The organism is Schwartzia succinivorans DSM 10502 (assembly GCF_900129225.1).
Taxonomy (GTDB): Bacteria; Bacillota; Negativicutes; order Selenomonadales; family Selenomonadaceae; genus Schwartzia; species Schwartzia succinivorans.
Window position 1 is genome coordinate 426,041 of record NZ_FQUG01000002.1, and the last position, 17,992, is coordinate 444,032.

The window sequence follows — 17,992 nt, forward strand, 5'->3', positions numbered from 1 at the left end:
GATTTGTAGGGATGATAGATGGAGATTGAATTAAAAAAACTGGGAAAAATAACAACAGGAAATACCCCTAGTAAGAAAGATGCAAGATATTGGGATTCGACAGATATATGTTTTGTAAAACCAGATGGAATAGCAGACGAAGGAATTACACTAATTAATGATTCATCAGAATATATATCGGAGAATGCACGTGGCAAGGCCAGAGTAGTATCTAAAGATGCGATATTTGTTACCTGTATTGGTAGTATTGGTAAAGTAGGAATAGCGGATTATGGTGACTATGCTTTTAATCAACAGATAAATGTCATAGAGTCGAATGAAAAAGTTCTACCACGTTACCTGGCATACAATCTTTTATATTCAAAACCTAAGCTTGTAGCCATAGCAAATTCACCTGTAGTTCCAATAATAAATAAAACACAATTTGGTGAGTTCGTTGTAAACATAGAAGAAGATAAAACAAAACAAGCTGAAATTATATCTGTATTAGATAAACTGACAGGAGTAATAGATTCTCGGAGAAAGGAACTTGAGTATTTTGATGAACTTATCAAAGCCCGATTTGTCGAGTTCTTTGGCGATTTGATGAAAAATCCATTAGGATGGCCAGTTGTGACAATTGCTGATGTCTCTACATTTCTAAAAAGTGGATTGTCACGAAAATTGTCAGATGATGATATAGGTTTACCGGTTATACGATCTGGAAATATACGGGATGGGCTGTTCATATTCGATGATGTAAAATATTGGTATATTGACGATCCGCAGGGCGCAAATACAAAGGATTATATTCTCGATGACGGTGATGTTTTGGTGAATTTCATTAATAGTGCATCACAGATTGGTAAGACAGCAATATATCGTGATATAGGGCGTGATTGCATTTATACAACAAATATTTTCAGAATGAAGCTTGCTGATAATTGTGATGAATATTACTATAATTGGTTTGCTATGAGTGATTATTACTATAGACATTTGCAAAATATAATTCAACCAGCGGTCAATCAAGCGAGTTTTACTACTGTAAATTTCTTAAAATTACCAATTCCGCTTCCTTCAAAAGAGAAACAAGGGGAGTTTGCAGATTTCGTAAAACAAGTCGACAAATCAAAAGTTGTCGTTCAAAAAGCACTTGATGAAACACAAAAATTATTTGACAGTTTGATGCAGGAGTATTTCGCTTAAAACTTGTTTTGTTATGAAAGATTACAAAAGTAAGGCGCACGTTGCTGAAATGTGTAATAAATAAACATGGTAAAAGGGATATATATTATAAGGTGAATGAAATTTGATTTATAACTTGTGGACTTTATTTAAGGAGAATGTATATGAATACAATGCCACAATGGGGTAACAAGGAACGTAGTGATGAAAAACTATACCCAGATATGATAAGAATATTTTTTGAGACCATAGTTCAAAAATTAAATTGTCATAACATTTATATTCCACATGCTAAAGGCAAAGATGTGATTGATTTTCATGATGCAGGGTTGTCGGTTGCGTATCAAAATATAAATGCAGAAATTTGTAGCTATATTAAGGAAAAAACAGGTATAGACGCATTGCCTGATGCTGAGGTAGATGGAAAAAATTTTGATGTAGTTATTGCGAATTTACCTCTTTTACGTGTAATGTGTAATGCAATGCATCTATCTATCGTAGATAAGGCTTGCAAAATTGGATTTGATAAATATGCGATTTTTTCCATTAATGGTGATATCACATTAAACACTATAGGGAAAAAATGGCTTAACAATCTTGAGGAGAATGGTATATTTGCTTCTGCTATAATTGATTTGCCGTCTGGAGTGTACACGCCGGTTTCATTGGTTGCAAGCAAGATTATTATTTTTAGCAAAGGTGAAAAAGATGATGTTTTTCTTGCGAAGGTAAATAATATTCAAGATATTGAGTTAGTGATTACAAATTTCTTGAATCATAAATCTTCTAAAATAGAACACTTGGGGAAATGGGTCATTAGGGGGGAATATCCTGATTATTTAACGTATGAAAACCACAACAGAATATTGAATCTTGAACAAAAACTAGAGAGAAATTATCAGGGAGAATTAAAGTCACTTAGCGACTTGCACGTGAAATTAGAACGTTCTCCTAAAACTGGGTTTCAAGATGAAATAGAAAGTGTAATTTATATTCCTAGGATTGGCAAATCGAATGTTGTTACGAGAATTGCAGATTTTACGCTTAAAAGTCAGAATTACTTTAGACTAATAATTGACCATAATAAGATTTTTCCAGAATTTTTAGCATTTGTTTTAAATACAGAAGCAGGTATTGAGCTTAGATTAAGATATATGACAGGAGCAGGTACGGCAACAATTCCTTCGTTAAATTCGGCAGATGTTTTAGATATAAAAATCCCAGTCCCTGACATTGAGTTTCAGATTAAAATTTTAAAATTAGATGACGAGTTACAGCAGATAGCGACGACAAGCAGTAATTTGCGAGAGAAGTTACGTAAAATGCCAGCTGCATACAGATGTGTCATTAAAGAAATGAAAGATATAAACAATAAAGGTGACAGATTTGAACAGTGGATAGAAGAAATGCCATACCCTATGGCTACAATTTTAAAAAAATATCAAGTAGCTATTGACGAGGCGCAAAAACAAGAGATGCTGCTTTTCTTCTTTGAAGCGTATTCTATATTTGAAACGGCTATTTTAGTTGGAGCTTATGGGAAAAATTTATGCGCAGATAAAGATTCTATTGATGTCAGTGCATCGTTTTTTGAAAAAGCATCATTTGGATCATGGGTAAAAATGAATAGAGCTCTATCTAAGTCTATAAGAAAAAGAGTCGATGATAAAAAAAGCATGGATATGATTCTTGAATGTTTCCATACAGAAGATAGAGGAACTATTAAAGCGTTATGTAATAATGAAATATGTAAAATATTGCAAACAGCGGCTGATAATAGAAATTCTTGGCGGGGACATTCAGGAATAACAAGTGAGAAGATATACGGAGAACATGTGCGTGTTTTGGAAAAGGATTTATATGAATTTCAATCTAAAATGCGAGAAGCATATGAAAATATTCAGTTGGTTCGCCCGGTATATTTAAAACGAAAAGACGGTATTTTTATAAACACTGTTGAAATTTTAACGGGATCAAATGCTATATTCAAAAAAGGTGAAATAAAAGGTGATATGGCTCTTGAGGAAGGAAAACTTTATATTAGAATGCTTGATTCAGATGGAGTTTTTGAGCTGCCGCCGTTTTTGGTTATGAAAAATTCACCAATTGATGCGAAAAATGCTTGTTATTTTTATAGCCGATTGGAGGGGAATAATACGAAATATATTTCATATCATTATGAAGGTCAGCCAGAAGATATAGAAATTGGAAAAGATGCTTATGGTGTAATAAAAAGTGTTTTGGGTGACTGAGTTATATTCGATAATATTTAGACGTTAATGGATGTATTATGGTATTTTTAGTGGCTGGAGGATGCTGGTATCATGGGGGATGCCAGCATGGAAGAAAAAGTAGCCGCAATTTTGAATAAGATATCCGGATATCTGTCGGTAGCACAGATGAGAAAGCTTAAGGAAGTAATGTCAAAGACTTTTAAAGAGAAGACAGTAAATGTCTATGAAATTTCAAATCAAAAGTTGTAGAAGTGAATGTAAATAAAGTATAGATAGGAGTGTTCGCTATGGCATCAAATTTTGAGCATTTAATCAATAAAAAAGGCTATAAGAACTTTGCTCAAGCAGCAGTTGAAGCTGAGAAATGTCTGGCGGTATCTCCTGCAAGTTCGGCAATCCATGCTCGAAAAGCACTGGAATTGGGCGTGAAGTTTATATACTCAGTAGAGCCGGAACTGAACATTCCCTACAGGGAGACTTTGTCTGCTTTGATTCATAACTATACCTTCAAAGGTAAAATTGGCGTGCAGTTATTTCACTTGATTAAGTTCATCGTGCATTTGGGAAATATGGCGGTGCATTCCAACAGCCCCATCAAGCGTGATGACGCGGTATTGGCATTGCGAAATCTGCATAATTTCTGTGACTGGATAGATTATTCGTATTCTGACGAGTATGAGCAGACGGAATTTGATGTCAGCATTTTGCCTTCATCGGATTCTGAACGTCAGACTAAGGAACAGCTGCAGAAGTTAGCTGATACATTGAATAGCAAGACTCAAAGCATTGAGGAACTGACCAAAATAAACAAGGAATTGATGGTTCAGCTTCAGCAAATGAAGGAAACCTATCAACAGCAGCGCACCTTCCAAGTAGATAAGATTAGTGAAGCGGAAACAAGAAAGAAATATATCGATGTTGCGCTTATGGATGCTGGGTGGCGTATGGCGGAGTCTGGGGTGACGTCCCCGAATTGTTATCCTGAAGTTCCTGTTGAGGGCATGCCTAATGCCACAGGACAAGGTTTTGTAGATTATGTTCTTTATGGGCAGGACCAGATTCCTTTAGCTGTTGTGGAGGCGAAGAAGGCTTCGGTAGACCCTTTGGTTGGAAGCCAGCAGGCCAAATTATATGCTGATTGCTTGGAAAAGCAGTATGGGCGGAGGCCTTTGATATTCACCACTAATGGTTTTGATATTTTTTACACCAATGACTATATGCAAGAGGCAAGACGCCCGATATCAGGGTTCTTCACTCAGGATGAATTGCAGCTTGAGATGGACAGACGGACGAGCCGTATTCCTTTGACGAATATTGAAATTGATGACAAAATAACGAATCGTCCATACCAGAAAAATGCAGTGATTAATGCCTGTGAGGATATCAGCAATCGTCATCGCAAGTTTTTGATTGTGCAGGCTACCGGTACAGGAAAAACCAGGGTAAGTATCAGCTTGGTTGATGTGCTTTTGAAGCATAACTACATAAAGAATATATTGTTTTTGGCGGATAGAACGGCTTTGGTGCGTCAGGCTAAAAGGAATTTTGTGGATCTTTTGACAAATCTGACCTGCTGCAATCTGATGGAAAATAAAGAAGACCCGGAGCAGTGCCGGATGATTTTTTCTACCTATCCGACGATTATGAATGCTATAGATGAGACAAAGAGCAAAGATGGAAGTCGCCTGTTTACGCCGGGGCATTTTGATCTCATCATTTTGGATGAAGCTCATAGGTCTGTATATAACAAGTATCAGGATATTTTTAACTATTTTGATGCAATGCTTTTGGGGTTGACGGCTACACCGAAGAGCGAGATTGATAAAGATACCTATGCGGTATTTGATTTGGAAAAGGGAAATCCTACTTTTGCCTATGAATATGATTCTGCGGTATCTGAAGGCTATTTGGTGACATACAGCACCATAGAGTACAAAGATAAGATTATAGAGAATGGCGTGCATTACGACCAGCTTTCTGAAGCGGAGAAGCGTCATTTTGAAGATACTTTCGCTGATGATCCGATGGTAAGTGTGACTAAAACAGTTCCGAATACTGCGGTGAATAAGTGGCTTTTTAATCAGGATACCATTGATAATATGCTGAAAGAACTTATGGATAAAGGATTGAAGGTCGCGGGCGGAGATATTCTTGGCAAGACTATAATTTTTGCTAGGAGCAGTCTGCATGCTAAAGCTATTGTTGAACGGTTTAATAAGCTGTTCCCTGAGTACGGCGGCGACTTTATCAAGGAAATTGACTACAGCATAAAATATGCGGATAGCCTGCTGGATGAGTTCAGTACGAAGGAGAAGTATCCGCAGATTGCAGTGTCCGTGGATATGCTGGACACCGGAATTGATGTGCCTGAAATTCTTAATTTGGTTTTCTACAAGAAGGTTAGGAGCTATACGAAATTCTGGCAGATGATTGGACGAGGTACGCGTCTTTGCAAAGATTTGTTTGGACCGAGCCAGGACAAAGAGAAGTTCCTGATCTTTGATTTCTGTGGCAACTTTGATTTCTTCAGGGAAAATACGAATGGCCAGGAGAATAACAAGCAGTTAACTTTGATGGAGAAGATTTATAACACTAAAACTGAGATACTGCGCTCGCTGCAGGATGCTGAGTATACAGCGGACGCGGATTATGTCGCTTTTAGGCAGTCTATGGCAGAAGATATGTGTCAGGCTGTGGTGCGATTGGATGATGACAGTTTCCGTGTGAAGATGCGTCGGGAGCAGGTAGATGTTTATCGGGATATAAATAATTGGCAGGATTTGAATGAGCTGAAAGTTGCTGAGATAAAAAAGAAAATATCTCCAATTATAATGCCGACAGATAGAAACGAACTGGCTCGTCGGTTTGATTATCTGATGTACAGTATTATGCTTGGTAATCTTAATAAGACAAGCGTAGATAAACCAAGAAGTGTTGTAGTGCAGAGCTGTACTATGCTGACGAAGAAATATACTATTCCGCAAGTGGCGGCTAAACGTGCATTGATTGAGCGTGTTATTACTGACGGGTATTGGACTGAAGCAAAGCTGCCGGATTACGAACAGGCACGAGAAGCTCTTAGGGAGTTAATGCAGTTTATTGATAAGGAAGAGCAGAAGATTTATTATTCTCATTTTGATGATATTTTCACGAATATTACGCAAGGCGATCCTCTTGGCGGAGGCATAAACCTGAAGCCGTACAAGGAGCGTATAACCAGCTATTTGAAAGAACATGCGGATACTTTGGCTGTATATAAACTCCGCAATAATAAGCCGCTGACTTCTGTGGATTTGAAGATGCTTGAAAAGATTTTGTGGGAAGAGTTAGGTACTAAAGACGAGTATGCTAAAGATTACGGGGAAAAGCCCATTGGGTTGCTGGTCAGAGAAATTGTAGGAATGGAGCAGTCTGCCGTAAATGAAGCTTTTAGCGAGTTTATCTCTCAGGGGAATCTCAACAGCAAGCAGATTGATTTTGTGAATATGATTATTGCCTATATTGTGAAGAACGGAAATATTGTGGACGTCAAAAAGACATTCAGCCAACAGCCTTTCAAGAATTTTGGCGGTGGAGTCAGTACGCTGTTTAGAGATAAAATGCCGCTGGTAAAGCGGATTATGGAGAGAGTCGCGCAAATCAAGAGAAACTCGGAAGAGATAGTAGAGGCGTCATAAGACTTTTAATTGGGCTCGGGGACTCAGGTTTTCATATGTGAGGAAGAGTAGCAATGAAATATAAAAATTATCAAGACAATCTGTATGACACAAAGTATTACAAAAATATTGCAACTAAGCCAATAGATAGAAAAACATTGGATAAAGACATGATAGATGTAAAGATGGTGGATAAGGTCATAAAGGAAGCCATCTCAATCATGGATAAAAGCGACTCTTCCAAAAAAGTGCTTATCGGTATTGGTATTTTATGTATCTTTAAGTATGAATTTTTACTGGTTTTTATTCCGGTGTTCATTTACTTTTTTTATTATTCGTATTATAAGACCGTCGAGGTTAAATATCGTCTCACGGCAAAACAGAGCGCGCTTTATAGAAAAACTATAAGCGACATAGAAAAAGTTAGACAATCATCGAGAATTTATTGGATAAAAAGTATCAGCAAGGTCCGTGAAATACGTTATACAGCAGGCGCCGGAACATCAATAGATCCTCATCGCTGCGTAATATCTTCCGAGCCTCCATTGCCTTTTGAAACAAACATCAAGATATTATCCGTGCAATTGCCAAATGAGTCGGTTTCTTTTTTTCCTGACAGGATTGTGATTATTAAGGATGGGCGCATCGCGACTGTGGCATATGATCAGCTTAAGGTTGAGTATTCCGCCATACAATACATAGAAGAGCATGCTACATACGATACTAAAGTTCTTGAAATGACGTGGCAATATGTAAATAAGGACGGTTCGCCTGATCGCAGATTTAAAAATAATTGCCAACTGCCTGTTTGCGCTTATGGAGAATTGCATGTTACGGCGGGACAAGCTTTGAATTTGGTACTTGATTTTTCAAATAGAAAACCGTTTGAGAGTTAATCGCTTTACTCTTGTATTTCAGGGGTAAGGTTGGTTAAACGGAAAGTAAAAGAAGACACTGTGATAAAACATTTTACGTTTTGTCACAGTGTCTTCTTTTCGTGTTATCAGATATTGCTGTGCTCTACAGCATCGAAGACGTCCGTTATTTCTTTGGGCGGTTCCTTGTCCAGCTTGCTTACGATATAAATCGCTGCGAGGGAGAGGATGAAGCCCGGGATGATTTCATAAAGACCGAGCCATGCGAACTGCTTCCAGATAAGTACTGTAAGGCCGCCGACTACGATGCCGGCGATGACACCGCGGGATGTGGTGCGTCTCCAGAAGAGTGCCATCAAAAGCGCAGGGCCGAAGGCTGCTCCGAAGCCTGCCCAGGCGTATGCGACAATATCCAGAATGAGGTTCTGCGGGTTCATGGCAAGTATTACCGCGATGAGGGCGATGCCGAGAACGGAAAAACGTCCAACCCAGACAAGCTCATTCGCAGAGGAGTTTTTGCGGATTGTGGTGTGGTAAAAGTCCTGAGCAAAAGCAGATGCCGCAACAAGAAGCTGCGAGGACGCCGTGCTCATGATTGCGGCCAGAACAGCAGAAAGAACTATGCCTGCCGCAAACGGGCTGAAAAGCTCGTTGGTCATTACGAGGAAAACTGTCTCGGTGTCTGCTCCTGTGAGGGCGTGGGTGAGATATGCTTTTCCTACCATGCCGACCAGAACTGCTGCAGCAAGGGAAATGGCTACCCATGTCATGGCGATATGCATGGCCTGCTTAAGCTCACCTGAGGAGCGGATTGCCATGAAGCGTACAAGGATATGCGGCTGACCGAAATACCCAAGTCCCCATCCAAGGAGCGAGATGCATTCGATGAAACCAATCATTGAGCCGTCAGGCTTTGTGAATGGGTTGAAAAACGAAGGATTGATTGTGTAGATTGCTTCTGCTGTTGTCTGGAAGCCTCCGATTGCCCAGGCACCCATTGCAGGTACGATGAGTATCGCAAAAAACATCATGACGCCCTGGATAAAATCGGTCCATGCGACTGCAAGAAATCCGCCTACGAAGGTGTAGAACACGACAACGAAGGCGCCGAGGGCAAGGGACCAGAGATATGGAAGACCGAATATGGTTTCGAAGAGCTTTCCTCCTGCGACAAAACCTGATGATGTGTAGATGATGAAAAAAATTAAGATAAATACGGCCGGAATAATGCGCAGAAGATTGCTTTTGTCGTGAAAACGGTTCTGGAAAAATCCCGGAAGCGTAAGGGAATTGTCCGCAAGCTCGGTGTATTTTCGGAGCCGTGAGGCAACGAATTTCCAGTTTGCAAAGGTTCCCAGAGCGAGGCCGAGGGCAATCCAGCCTGCGTTGAGGCCTGCGACATAGGCGTAGCCCGGGAGTCCCATGAGCATCCATCCGCTCATGTCGGATGCTTCGGCACTCAATGAGGTTACCCATGCCCCAAGCTTTCGGTTGCCGAGAATGTAGTCGGCCATGTTGTGTGTGCGGCGATAATAGTAAACGCCTATCATCATCATGCATGAGAGGTAAAAAATAAATGCAATGATGATATAGATATTCTGTGTCACGAATGGACACTCCTTCCATAATATAATGGCATAAATAGCATACGTGATATATTATAATGCCTTTAATCAAAGTTTGCCATATGCAAACTTACTTCTGTGGCATTTCAACGAGGCGCAATATGTTCAATTTCATTTGTTTTTCTCGTCGCCACTTACAGAAATGGGGGATATTTTTTGCCGGGTTATATGTTAAGAAAGTATGAAAAATCAACGGAATTTGGTGCTTTGCGGCAAAATGTGCTATCATTAATTGGTTGTTTATTTTTTCATATGGAGTGAAGAAAAATGAAACAGTATGATGTTGCTATTGTTGGAGCAGGCCCGGCAGGAATTTTTGCTGCCTATGAGCTGATTGAAAAGAAGCCTGATCTGAAGATTGGTGTATTTGAGAGCGGAAACGATATTTATCATCGTGCGTGTCCTATATCTGCAGGAAAGGTAAAGACATGCATCTGCTGCACTCCCTGCAATATCATGAGAGGCTTCGGAGGCGCCGGCGCGTTCTCCGACGGCAAATATAATTTTACGACACAGTTCGGCGGATGGCTCAATGAATATCTTGATGACGAGGAGGTCATGAAGCTTATCCGGTATGTTGATGAGATTAACATGAAGCACGGAGCTCCGTCGCAGGTTTTCACAACGGCAGGCAGCGAGCTTGGCAAGCTGGCACTTGGATATGACCTTCATCTTCTGGATGCCAGCGTGCGTCATCTGGGAACAGAAAACAATCTTTCCATGCTGAAAAAAACATATGAGCATCTGAAGGACAAGGTTGAGTTCCATTTCCTTGCGCCGGTAAAAAACATAGAGTCAGACGGCAGCGGAGACAATCAGCTTATTCTTGAAAACGGGGAGAAGGTATCCGCGGAATATCTTATCGTGACGCCTGGACGTGCAGGCGCAGAATGGTTCAGCGACGAGTGCAAACGCCTTGGCGTTAAGCTGCTTAATAATCAGGTTGATGTAGGAGTGCGTGTAGAGGTGCCTGACGCGGTGTTCAGCCACATTACCGACAAGGTGTACGAGGCAAAGCTGGTATACCGCACGAAACGCTACGGAGACCTTGTGCGGACGTTCTGCATGAATCCTCACGGCCACGTGGTAACGGAGAACACTGACGGAGTCATTACGGTAAACGGTCACTCCTACAGCGACCCGAAGCTCCAGAGTCATAATACGAATTTCGCGCTGCTCGTCAGCAATCATTTTACGGAACCCTTTAATGAGCCGTACAAATACGGCAAACGTATTGCATCATTTTCCAACATGCTGGGAGGCGGTGCTCTGGTGCAGCGCTACGGTGACCTCTTCAAGGGACGCCGCACGGATGCGAAGCGTCTTGCCAAGAGCTTCACGAGGCCGACGCTTGCGGCTACCCCGGGTGACCTCTCGCTGGTGCTTCCAAAGCGTCATCTGGACAACATAATGGAAATGATTCAGGTGCTTGATAACATTGCGCCGGGAATGACAAATGACGATACGCTTCTTTACGGTGTAGAGGTCAAGTTCTACAGCTCCCGTATTTCGCTTACGAAGGAGCTTGAAATGCCGCTTAAAAACATCTTTGCGGCGGGCGACGGCGCAGGAGTTACTCGCGGACTTTCGCAGGCAGGGGCGAGCGGCGTTTATGTCGGAAGGACAATTCTTTCGCGTATGGACAAAAAATAAAATTAAAAAAATTTTATTTTCATGCAGGGATTTTGGCATATTTAACGAATTATCTTAATAGCAGAATTTTTGGGACATAAAATATTTTATACGGATGCTGAAAAATCGTATATAAATATGGTATGATACAAGTTAGAAGTTCAAAATATATTTCGATGCTGAAAGAAATGGGTGAAAAGAATGGAACGCCTTAAGGTCTTAATCGTGGACGACTCAAGAGTGAGCTGTTCAATCCTGCAGAATATTCTGTCGAAAACCAATTTTGGAACTTGTGAAGTTGCGTGCAGCTGTGCGGAAGCTATTGATAAATATCAGAGCTTCAAGCCGGATATCGTCACGATGGACATGAATCTTCCGGATGCTGACGGAATCGAGTGTACGCGCCGCATTAAGGATATAGATCCAAGTGCGAGGATTCTGATGATAAGCGCCATGAAGGATGCCAGCTTGATTGCTCAGGGGCGTTCTGCCGGTATCAGTTCTTTCCTGCAGAAGCCTGTCAATCCTAACGAGCTCATTGACGCATTGATGTTCCTGTGTCAGGATATATCGGATAAGATTGGTGAACTTAAGGATCTCTACGTTGATGCCTTTGTGAAGGTGCTTCAGAAGAGTCTTTTCAGTCTCGTCGGTGTTCACAGCGAGGTATCGTCCCATCTTGCGGTAGGGAATTACCTGGACGTTGACGGTATTGCTGTCATAATCGGACTTACGGGAATGCCGATGGGACGTGCGATTGTATATATGGATCATGATACGATGCGCAAATTCGCGTGCGTGCTGCTTGGTAAGGAAAGCGACGCTGAGCTTACCGAGGAGGAGGCAAGTGATGCGGTAGAGGAAGCTGCCAACATCATTGTCGGACGCGGCGCGTCTACAATCAATGACCTGCACGACAGTGAGATGCGTATTTCACCGCCGGGAACGATTGCGGGAAGCAATATCCGCATTGCGAATTTCAAGATGGCATCATTTGTCATCACGGCAGAAACACGCCTTGGAAATATTTGTATGAATATAGGTTTCGCGGAGGGGGAATGAACTGATGGATGCTAAACTCGTTAATCCATTTATTGATGCCCTCGTTAACGTCATGCCACAGATGGGATTTGATGTACCAAAGCGTGTAAGTATGAGCGTGCAGAATCAGACCTGCAAGAGTCTTGGCGTGTCTCTTATCGTCGGTTTCACGAAAGGTCTTCGCGGCAATGTTGTCTACAATATGACTGAACAGTCCGCGAAATTTATCGCTTCGAAGATGATGATGGGAATGCCGGTTGAGAATCTGGACGAAATGGCACAGAGTGCCCTTTCGGAGCTGTCTAATATGCTGACGGCAAATGCGGCAACCAATCTTACGGCGATGGGCTACGAGGTAGATATTTCTACGCCGAGCTTGACAGTCGGTCAGGATTTCCAGATTAAAATCAGCGGAGAGCAGTATCTGGTTGTAGTCATGGATCTTGGCGGAGAGAACATGGAACTGAACATCGCAGTTCAGTAATAAAAAATTGGAGCAGAATCATCACAGGGATTCTGCTCTTTTTTTGTGAAAAAAATAATTTTTCATAGACGGGAAAGATAGTGTGTACTATAATAATAAAGATTGTTTGTTTGGGGATTTCCCCTTTTTGTTTTGAAAGCGAGGTTAAAGCTTGGAGCGTGTTATTGTACGGGTACGCGGCGAGCAGAAGGATCTCATGGGCGAAAAAAGCTCAATTGAGATGGTAACGGAAGGACGTCATTATTATAAAGGCGGTAAGCATTACGTTCTTTATGACGATACTTCGGTGGAGGAAGCAGGAAAGACTGCTGCTGTTTTGAAAATATCACCGGATTCGCTTACGCTTCTGCGTCACGGCGGAGTCGAGATGGAGCAGCATTTTGCGCTGCAGGAAAAGAGTGTAAGTCAGTACCGCACTCCCTTTGGTGAGCTTGAGATGGTCATAAGGACGGATGAGCTTGCTATTGAGTACGGAACGGCAACCGGATGTGTCGATGTGGGATACGATGTATCAATAAACGGCCGTCCGCAGAGCCGTAATCTGCTTCATATAGAGGTCAGTATGGCAGCCGGTGAGGCTGAACGTTTGAATTGAATGAGCATTTGGGGAGGAAGTTTTCTTTGGAAATCAAGGATATACTGTCGGCGGCTATAGAGGCTGCCGCAAAACAGGGAATTGACGACGGTGTATTCCCGGAGGCAGAGCTTCCGGCCGTTGTGCTGGAGGTTCCGCCTAAGAAGGAAATGGGAGATTTTGCGACAAATTTTGCTATGCAGTCGGCGCGTGCTTTTCATAAGAATCCGCGTCAGATTGCGGAGGCTCTTGTTGAGCGCCTGAAGCTTGCTGAGCTTGAGAAGGCGGAGATTGCAGGCCCGGGCTTCATCAATTTCTATCTGAAATCGAATGTCATTTATGACGGCCTTGCCAAGGCGATTGAAATGGGCGAGGATTTCGGAAATCTTCCTAAAAAGGATATTGCTCCTACGCAGGTGGAATATGTCAGTGCAAATCCTACCGGACCTCTGCATGTAGGGCATGGCCGCGGCGCGGCAGTCGGCAGTGCACTGGTAAATCTTCTGAGGGCTGCGGGATATCCTGTTTCAAGTGAGTACTATATAAATGATGCCGGCAATCAGATTGATAATCTTGCGGCATCTGTTAATGCGCGTTATCTTGAGCAGTTCGGTAAAACGGTTGAGTTCCCTGAAAACGGCTACCACGGCGCCGATATTATTGATACTGCGAAGCGTATCATCAAAAAGGACGGAGACAAGTATCTCGCCATGGATGAGGCAGAGCGTCTGAAGGTATTCAAGGAGGTCGCTCTTGTTGAAAAGCTGGCGGCTCTCAAGGAAGACCTTGAGGCATTTAATGTAACCTTTGACCTCTGGTACAGCGAGCGTACACTGCATCCGGATAAAGTCCGCGAGGCTGTGGAGGAGCTCAAGGCCAACGGCACAATATACGAAAAGGACGGCGCTCTTTGGCTCCGTTCTACGGATTACGGTGATGACAAGGACCGCGTTGTTATCCGTGATAACGGTGTTCCGACATATCTGGCGGCGGATATCGCATATCATCGCGATAAATATGAACGTGGCTTTGGACGTCTCATAAATATCTGGGGTGCGGACCATCACGGTTATGTATGCCGTGTGAAGGCAGCTATGAAGGCTCTCGGAAAGGATCCGGAAAAGCTTACAGTACTGCTTCTGCAGATGGTTGCGCTTTACAGAAACGGTGAGCTTGTGAAGATGTCCAAGCGCACAGGGCAGAGCGTTACGCTTGCAGAGCTTATTGAGGAAGTCGGCGCAGACGCGGCCCGTTATTTCTTCTGCATGCGTTCCCTTGACAGCCAGCTTGATTTTGATTTGGACCTTGCGAAAAAGCAGTCAAATGAAAATCCGGTCTATTATATACAGTATGCTCATGCACGAATCGCAAGCATTTTCCGCCAGGCGGAGGGCGCGGGACTTTCTGTCGGGGAGTCTCCGAAGCTTTCGCTTCTTACGGATGACACAGAGCTTGCGCTCATAAAGAAAATAGAGGAATATCCTGAGGAAGTCGAGAAGGCGGCAGCAGACCTTGCTCCGCAGCGTATTGCGCGTTTTGCCTACGATATCTCGGCGCTGTTCCACAGCTTCTACGCGAAATGCCGCATAATGGGCATTGAGCCGGAGCTTGCTTCAGCCCGTCTTGCGCTTGTAGGAAAGGCTCAGCAGGTCATCCGTCACGCACTTGGTATTCTTGGTATCTCGGCACCGGAAAAGATGTAATAAGTCCATCGAAATAAATATGTATTGAAAGGAAGAAGAAGAATGGATTTTTTGAAAAGCACGGAAACTGATATCGCATATTATGTGCTCACACAGAAGGGTGAGTCTATGTATTATAAAGACCTCGTGCTGGATGTCATAGAGAAGAAGGCAAAACCGGTACAATCGCTTTCTCAGACGATTTCAGAGGTTTATACGCTTATTAACATGGACAGCCGTTTCCAGTATACAGGCAAGGGAATGTGGGGACTGACAGAATGGAATCCGCCTGAAGTCAAGCATTCCCATGCATCGTCTTCGTCATCGTCTTCAGCATCGGCAGCATCCAAGTCAAGCCGCCGCCGCGAGAAGCTTTTGGAGAGCATTCAGGAAGACTAAGCAGGTCATTTGTTTAAGGTTAGGAGGAGAAGCATGGCAAAGTATATTTTCGTTACGGGCGGCGTTGTGTCGTCACTTGGTAAAGGCATCACGGCCGCGTCTCTTGGACGTTTGCTGAAAAACCGCGGCATCAAGGTCACGATTCAGAAGTTCGACCCGTATATCAATATTGATCCCGGTACTATGAGCCCGTATCAGCACGGTGAGGTCTTTGTTACGGACGACGGCGCGGAAACAGACCTGGATCTCGGACATTACGAAAGATTTATCGACATCAACCTTTCGAAGATGTCCAATATTACAGCAGGCAAGGTGTACTGGAACGTTTTGAACAAGGAACGCAGAGGTGACTATCTTGGAAGCACTGTACAGGTCATTCCGCATATCACCAACGAAATCAAGCAGCGTGTTTATGACGTCGCGAAGGCTGACAATGCTGATGTTGTTATCACTGAAATCGGCGGTACTGTCGGCGATATTGAGAGCCTTCCTTTCCTTGAGGCAATCCGTCAGGTCAAAAAAGAAGTCGGAAAGAATGATGTGCTTTACATTCATGTAACTCTGGTTCCTTTCATTTCTGCTGCAGGGGAACTCAAAACAAAGCCGACTCAGCACAGTGTCAAAGAGCTCCGCGGCATCGGTATTCAGCCGGATGTTCTTGTATGCCGTACTGAAAAGGAACTGTCCAAGGAAATGAAGGAGAAGCTTGCGCTTTTCTGCGATGTTGATGCCAATGCAGTTATTGAAAACCGCACCGCAAGCACTATCTATGAGGTTCCTTTGATGATGCAGAAGGAAGGCCTCGACCGTATTGTCCTTGAGAAGCTGAATATGGACGTTTCCCCCGCAAACATGGAAGACTGGGAGCGTATGGTATATAAAATCAACCATCCTGCCAAGAAGGTCAAGGTTGCCGTTGTCGGCAAGTATGTTGCTTTGCCTGATGCTTACATGTCTGTTACGGAGGCACTTCATCACGCGGGTATCGCAAATGACTGCGATGTTCGTATCCAGTGGGTTAATTCGGAGGAAATCGAGAGCGGAGAAACAGATCTTTCCGAGGTTTTTGCCAACTGTAAGGGTATCCTGGTGCCGGGCGGTTTCGGAGACCGCGGCGTAGAAGGAAAAATAAAGGCAATTCAGTATGCCCGTGAAAATAAAATTCCTTTCCTTGGACTCTGCCTCGGAATGCAGTGCGCTGTTATTGAGTTTGCCCGTCACGTCTGCGGACTTTCCGATGCCAACAGCACGGAGTTTAACGAAGATACGGAAGCTCCTGTTATTGCGCTCATGAATTCCCAGAAGGATGTCGTCAAGAAGGGCGGCACGATGCGCCTTGGCGCTTATCCGTGCAAGCTTGCAGAAAACACAAACGCACGCAGCGCATACGGTGAAGAGCTTGTTGAGGAACGTCATCGCCATCGGTTTGAATTCAACAATGCTTACCGTAAGCAGCTTTCGGAAGCAGGTCTTGTTATTGCGGGAACTCTTCCGGATGACAGCCTTGTTGAGGTCGTTGAGGTAAAGGATCATCCATGGTTTGTCGGTTCGCAGTTCCATCCGGAGCTGAAGTCGCGTCCGAACAATCCGCATCCGCTGTTCAGGGACTTTGTCGCTGCGGCTCTTAAAATTCAGTAAGTGAACAATAAATACAGCTCATCACTTTTTGATGGGCTGTATTTTTTTATAAAATACAATATAGAAAAAGAAGGATTTTAGTTTTATTTAGCGAATAATCATAAGTAGAAATAATGATGGGAGGTACAAGGCGATGCTGATTCGTGAGGCGTGCTGCGCGGCGTTTTATTGTCAGCGCTGCGGACAGATTCATGTGCATGAAATACCGTACTTTTCCGATGCGCGAAAAACTGTGCTTCGGTGTGATACGTGCGGCCATGAGCAGGCTGTTCTTGAACGCCTGAATGGCGGCAGGATTTCCGTTGAGCTGGACTGTGTGGTATGCGGAGAAAATAATCGTTTTGTGTTCTCACTGAAAAGGCTTCACTCCGTACAGCTGGAGAAAATATATTGCAGGAAAGATCATTTTGAGCTGGGCTATATCGGCTGCAGAAAAAAGATTGAAGAGCTTCTTTCCTTCAATCAGGCCGAATTTGAAGCACTGCACCCAAGCGACGGAAAGAATTTCATAGAGAAACAGCGGGTACTTCTCGGAGTGCTGAACCGTGTGGATGAAATGGCATCCACCGGATGTATTTCATGCTCCTGTGGGCACAGCGATATTTCTGCTGAGCTTCACGGGCACTATATTGTGCTTTCATGCGCAAACTGTGGCAGCTGCTACACCCTTCGGGCAGAAAAAGCCAGCGACCTTGCTCACATTGGAAGATATATCGAGCTCTTGGTGCCGGGGATGGCAGGAGACCGGTAATTGTGTTTTAGAAATAAACAAAGGTTTCGTTAGAAAAATCATTGTGTTATAATATGTTGCAAAAATTTTTAATTTAATCTTTTGTGTTGTGTTTTGTGTACAATACGAAAGATTTTTTTCACGTTTACAATCTTTTTGGCTCGGTGTATAATTATAGGGATGGCGTGCACAGAATCAAACTGTGCGCTGAGGGCGGTGGATTGCCTCCGCCCGGTCGTTAGCAACTCAAAGGAG

General features: G+C 43.2%; 14 protein-coding genes. 13 read left to right on the plus strand and 1 reads right to left on the minus strand.

The window, feature by feature from the left end:
- Positions 1-18: 18 nt before the first annotated feature.
- The 5 genes from BUA83_RS01840 to BUA83_RS01855 all read left to right on the plus strand — a co-directional run bounded on the left by BUA83_RS01840 (position 19) and on the right by BUA83_RS01855 (position 7,953).
- Positions 19-1,188 carry a restriction endonuclease subunit S gene (locus tag BUA83_RS01840; RefSeq protein WP_072934467.1) on the plus strand — a complete coding sequence of 390 codons (1,170 nt, stop codon included), beginning with the start codon at positions 19-21 and terminating at the stop codon, positions 1,186-1,188.
- Between the two features lie 143 nt (positions 1,189-1,331).
- Entirely contained in the window at positions 1,332-3,419 is a 2,088-nt protein-coding gene (locus BUA83_RS01845; protein WP_072934468.1) for a restriction endonuclease subunit S domain-containing protein, read from the plus strand.
- 87 nt (positions 3,420-3,506) lie between these two features.
- Complete coding sequence (locus tag BUA83_RS12585) at positions 3,507-3,650, plus strand: hypothetical protein (protein WP_159430461.1); 144 nt, start codon at positions 3,507-3,509, stop codon at positions 3,648-3,650.
- A gap of 38 nt (positions 3,651-3,688) precedes the next feature.
- Entirely contained in the window at positions 3,689-7,078 is a 3,390-nt protein-coding gene (locus tag BUA83_RS01850; protein ID WP_072934469.1) for a DEAD/DEAH box helicase family protein, read from the plus strand.
- Between the two features lie 53 nt (positions 7,079-7,131).
- Positions 7,132-7,953: a hypothetical protein gene (locus tag BUA83_RS01855; RefSeq protein WP_072934470.1), complete on the plus strand. Its 822-nt coding sequence runs from the start codon at positions 7,132-7,134 to the stop codon at positions 7,951-7,953.
- Positions 7,954-8,060: 107 nt separating this feature from the next.
- On the opposite strand, the gene putP is transcribed toward BUA83_RS01855, so the two are convergent.
- On the minus strand, positions 8,061-9,539 hold the full coding sequence (gene putP / locus BUA83_RS01860; protein WP_072934471.1) for a sodium/proline symporter PutP: 1,479 nt from the start codon (positions 9,537-9,539) through the stop codon (positions 8,061-8,063).
- Positions 9,540-9,824: 285 nt separating this feature from the next.
- Here putP and BUA83_RS01865 point away from each other — a divergent pair, with 285 nt between their 5' ends.
- The 8 genes from BUA83_RS01865 to BUA83_RS01900 all read left to right on the plus strand — a co-directional run bounded on the left by BUA83_RS01865 (position 9,825) and on the right by BUA83_RS01900 (position 17,758).
- On the plus strand, positions 9,825-11,210 hold the full coding sequence (locus tag BUA83_RS01865; protein ID WP_072934472.1) for an NAD(P)/FAD-dependent oxidoreductase: 1,386 nt from the start codon (positions 9,825-9,827) through the stop codon (positions 11,208-11,210).
- Positions 11,211-11,390: 180 nt separating this feature from the next.
- Entirely contained in the window at positions 11,391-12,251 is an 861-nt protein-coding gene (locus BUA83_RS01870) for a response regulator (protein ID WP_072934473.1), read from the plus strand.
- 4 nt (positions 12,252-12,255) lie between these two features.
- Entirely contained in the window at positions 12,256-12,714 is a 459-nt protein-coding gene (locus BUA83_RS01875; RefSeq protein WP_072934474.1) for a chemotaxis protein CheX, read from the plus strand.
- A gap of 151 nt (positions 12,715-12,865) precedes the next feature.
- Positions 12,866-13,309, plus strand: coding sequence for a YwiB family protein (locus BUA83_RS01880; RefSeq protein ID WP_072934475.1), 444 nt, complete (start codon positions 12,866-12,868; stop codon positions 13,307-13,309).
- 26 nt (positions 13,310-13,335) lie between these two features.
- A complete protein-coding gene (gene argS / locus BUA83_RS01885; RefSeq protein ID WP_072934476.1) occupies positions 13,336-14,991 on the plus strand; it encodes an arginine--tRNA ligase in 1,656 nt (551 codons plus the stop codon).
- A 42-nt stretch (positions 14,992-15,033) separates the two neighbouring features.
- The gene (gene rpoE, locus BUA83_RS01890; protein WP_072934477.1) at positions 15,034-15,369 is read left to right on the plus strand and encodes a DNA-directed RNA polymerase subunit delta; all 336 of its coding nucleotides are present in this window, start codon (positions 15,034-15,036) and stop codon (positions 15,367-15,369) included.
- Between the two features lie 33 nt (positions 15,370-15,402).
- The gene (locus tag BUA83_RS01895; protein WP_072934478.1) at positions 15,403-17,007 is read left to right on the plus strand and encodes a CTP synthase; all 1,605 of its coding nucleotides are present in this window, start codon (positions 15,403-15,405) and stop codon (positions 17,005-17,007) included.
- 133 nt (positions 17,008-17,140) lie between these two features.
- Positions 17,141-17,758, plus strand: a complete 618-nt coding sequence (locus BUA83_RS01900) for a hypothetical protein (protein ID WP_072934479.1) — start codon at positions 17,141-17,143, stop codon at positions 17,756-17,758.
- Positions 17,759-17,992: the final 234 nt, after the last annotated feature.